The organism is Nocardia suismassiliense (assembly GCF_900269665.1).
In the GTDB taxonomy this organism is placed as follows: Bacteria; Actinomycetota; Actinomycetes; order Mycobacteriales; family Mycobacteriaceae; genus Nocardia; species Nocardia suismassiliense.
This window is the reverse complement of sequence record NZ_LT985369.1, coordinates 3,365-6,685: the sequence shown is the minus strand read 5'-3', so window position 1 is coordinate 6,685 and position 3,321 is coordinate 3,365. Positions and strand designations below refer to the sequence as shown.

Below are 3,321 nucleotides of genomic sequence, written 5' to 3'. Positions count from 1 at the left end.
GGTTGAAGACTCGGCTGTTGAGGGTGGGATTGGTGCCGAAACCGAAGGCGCCGAGCAGGAACGTGAGTGCTACTACGGGGGCGGGGTGTTCGGCGGTCAGGGCTAGCAGGACTGAGGTGACGATCAGGCCGGTGATGCCTACGTAGAGGGTGCGGATCGGGTGGACGTCGGCGGTGCGGCCGCCGATGACGATGCCGAGGAAGCTGCCGACGCCGTAGACCGCCAGGACCAGCGGGATCCAGCCGTCGGTGAGGCCGGTGGTTTGGGACAGCAAAGCGCCGAGGTAGGCGAAGCTGACCATCAGGGCTGCGGTGGCGAGTGCGGTGGTGCTGTAGGACAGCCATAGGCGGGGATTGCTGATGCTGCGCAGTTCTTTTCGCAGATCGGGCGTCGTGGTCGCGCGGCCTGCGGGGATCTTGGCGAGCACGCCGATCATTGCCAGCGCGGACATGATCGCGACCGTCCAGAACGCGGCGCGCCAACCGAGGTGCTGGCCGATCACGGTGCCTGCGGGCAGGCCGACGACGGTGGCGATGGTGAGGCCGCCGGCGACGATGCTCATCGCTTTGCCGCGTGCGTTCGCAGGGACCAGGCCGATGGCGGTGGTTGCCGCGACGGACCAGAACCCGGCGTAGACGAAGGCGCCGACCGCCCTTGTCGCGAACAGCACCCAGTAGTCCGAGGTCAGCGCGCCGACGACATGGGCGCCGACGAACACCGCCAGGAACGCGAGCAAGGCACTGCGCCGCGGCAGGCGCAGCGTGGCGACCGCGAGCACCGGTGCGCCGACGAGCATGCCGAGTGCGAACGCCGAAATCAGCAGTCCGGCTTGCGGAATGGTGACGCCGAGGTCGGCGGACAGCTCGGTGAGCAAGCCGGACAGCATCAGCTCGGAGGTGCCCTGGGCGAAGATGGACAAGCCCAGGATGTAGACGGCGAACGGCATCGGGTACCTCTCTAGTTTTGGATCATTCAGTTCAAAATTGGCGCAGGGAAAGGTGCGGTCCGACCAGTTGTGTTGGGTCAGAGGGCGTTCAGTGCGGTGGTGGCGATGGCGGCCAAGGCGGCACGGCCCGCGCCGCCGCGGGCCGCCACCCGCATTCCCGAGACGGTGGCGTTAATGAAGTGCGCCAGGTCTACGGCAGACTTGGATTTGTCGATTTCCCCTGCGCGCCTGCCACTTTCGAGCACTGTCTGGAGCGCCGCCAGGCGCAGGCGCTGATCGTCGCGCAGTGCTGCGGCCACCTCCGGGTCGTGCGGCGCGAGCTCGATCATCGAATTGACCACCAGGCAGCCCAGCGGGTCTTCCTCCGGTGCGTCCACGACCTGCCACAGCAGCGCCCGCATCTTCTCCTTCGCGGACTCATCACCGTCGAGCAGTGCGAAGGTCGCGGCGTTCTTGGTCGTCATGTAGCGGCGCAATGCTCGCTCGAACAGGTCGTGTTTGCTGGTGAAGGTGTTGTAGATGCTGCTGCGGCCGAGTCCGGTCGCGTCGCACAGATCCTGGGTCGAGGTCGCCTCGTAGCCCGCGGTCCAGAACGCCCGCATCGCGGCGTCCACTGCCCGCTCCTCGTCGAACTGTCTCGGTCGTGGCATGGGGACGACGCTAGCACAGTTTTGCACCGATCGTTTCAAAAATATGTGATGCGCAATGATGCATCACAAACTGATGATGGCTAGTGCATCGATATCGATGTAAGATCTGATGCATGACCAGACGAACAACTCTGACGCTCACCGAGCGGGAGGAACGCACCTTGGCGACGCTGAGCGACCGGAAGGGGGCCGAGTGGCTGTTGTTCGAATCCCTTGCCGCCCACCTCGGCTACGAGCTCACCCCCGACGCGTCCGAAGCGACGGTGATCCGCGTATTGATGTCGATCGGTGCGCAGGTGCTGATCGACGAGGCACTGGATCAGGGCTATCGGCAGCTCGCCGCAGTGTGGCCGGAGATCCACGACGAGGCAGAAGCCGAAGAGCGGCGGCGCCGGTACGCCGACGAGGTCGATCAGGTGATGCCCGGATGACAATCGGCGCTCCGGTACGAGGCCAGATCTATCGTGCGGACATCGGCCACGGTGCCAAACCGTGGTTGATCGTTTCGAACAACCGCAGAAATCGAGAGTTGTCTCGCATACTGGCGGTTCGTATTACCTCAACGGACAAGTTCGCAAGCTTGCCGACCATGGTTCCCCTGTCGACCGCCGACCCGCTCGTCGGTCATATAGCCACCGACGATATGCAGCAATTGCGGCGTGACGAGCTGAAAGAGCTGCTCGGCACGGTATCTCCAGCCACCATCATGGCGGTCAACACTGCATTGAAACTGGTACTCGCCATTCCGTGACGCGGTGCGATGTGGCGGTTGCGACGACCGGTTGGCGGGGCGGGCTGCTTGGGGCGTGGGCAACTCGGGGCTGCTGGGGCGGGGGTTGGGCAATGCCGACGTGAGGTGTGGCGCGGGCGGGTCAGGGCTGGGACAGTGGGCTGGTGAGCTTTTATGGAGATCGGGTTGTGCCGCGACTGGTCGATGTGGCCTGTGGAATGCGGTTCAATCAGCCGCTGCGGGAGCGGGTGTGTGCGGGGCTGACCGGTCGGGTGGTGGAGATCGGGTTCGGGTCGGGATTGAATGTGCCGTTCTATCCAGCGACGGTCGCGGCGGTCAGCGCGGTCGAGCCTGCCGATCTCGGCTGGCGGTTAGCCGGTAAACGAGTAGCCGAGTCGAAGGTCCCGATTGAGCGTTCGGGGCTGGATGGGCAGTCGCTGCCATTCGCGGACAACACTTTCGACGCTGCGGTGTCGACATGGACGCTGTGCACGATCCCCGATGTCGCGACCGCGCTCGCCGAGCTCCGCCGAGTACTGGTCCCCGGCGGCACCCTGCATTTCGTCGAGCACGGCCTAGCTCCCGACGCCAAGGTCCAGGTGTGGCAGAACCGGCTGAACCCCGTGCAGAAAACCTTGTGCGGCGGCTGCAACCTCAACCGCGACATCCGCGGCTTGCTGACAACCGCCGGCTTCGAAATCCAGGACATCGACGTCTTCTACGCCGAAGACGCCCCCCGATTCCTCGGCGCCCAATCCCTGGGCGTAGCCGTCTCCCAGTAACCCGCCCTCCGCTGCCACCGGTCCTCTGACCTGGCTGTGCGATGGGTAGCGGGGTTGTGCACGGGCGGGGTGGGTGCGGGCGTGCAATGCTGGCTTGGTGACCTTGTTCGAGGTGTGGGCGCCGCTGCCGGAGCGGGTGCGGTTGGACCTGGATGGTGCGATTCATTCGATGGACCGGTGTGCCGGCGGCTGGTGGCGGGTGGAGGTGACGGC

General features: G+C 65.3%; 5 protein-coding genes. 3 read left to right on the top strand and 2 right to left on the bottom strand.

Annotation, left to right across the window (positions count from 1 at the left end; translation table 11 throughout):
• The coding region (locus DBO33_RS42325) for a Cmx/CmrA family chloramphenicol efflux MFS transporter (protein WP_107661289.1) at positions 1-946 on the bottom strand (946 nt) is incomplete at its 3' end.
• Between the two features lie 77 nt (positions 947-1,023).
• Positions 1,024-1,596 (bottom strand): TetR/AcrR family transcriptional regulator, encoded by a 573-nt coding sequence (locus tag DBO33_RS42320; RefSeq protein ID WP_107661288.1) that lies wholly within the window; start codon positions 1,594-1,596, stop codon positions 1,024-1,026.
• 113 nt (positions 1,597-1,709) lie between these two features.
• On the opposite strand from DBO33_RS42320, the gene DBO33_RS42315 reads away from it, so the two are divergent.
• The 3 genes from DBO33_RS42315 to DBO33_RS42305 all read left to right on the top strand — a co-directional run bounded on the left by DBO33_RS42315 (position 1,710) and on the right by DBO33_RS42305 (position 3,108).
• The gene (locus DBO33_RS42315; protein ID WP_107661287.1) at positions 1,710-2,027 is read left to right on the top strand and encodes a hypothetical protein; all 318 of its coding nucleotides are present in this window, start codon (positions 1,710-1,712) and stop codon (positions 2,025-2,027) included.
• The gene (locus DBO33_RS42310; RefSeq protein ID WP_407670662.1) at positions 2,024-2,347 is read left to right on the top strand and encodes a type II toxin-antitoxin system PemK/MazF family toxin; all 324 of its coding nucleotides are present in this window, start codon (positions 2,024-2,026) and stop codon (positions 2,345-2,347) included. Before DBO33_RS42315 ends, DBO33_RS42310 begins: the two co-directional genes overlap by 4 nt.
• A 143-nt stretch (positions 2,348-2,490) precedes the next feature.
• Entirely contained in the window at positions 2,491-3,108 is a 618-nt protein-coding gene (locus DBO33_RS42305) for a class I SAM-dependent methyltransferase (RefSeq protein ID WP_107661290.1), read from the top strand.
• Positions 3,109-3,321: the final 213 nt, after the last annotated feature.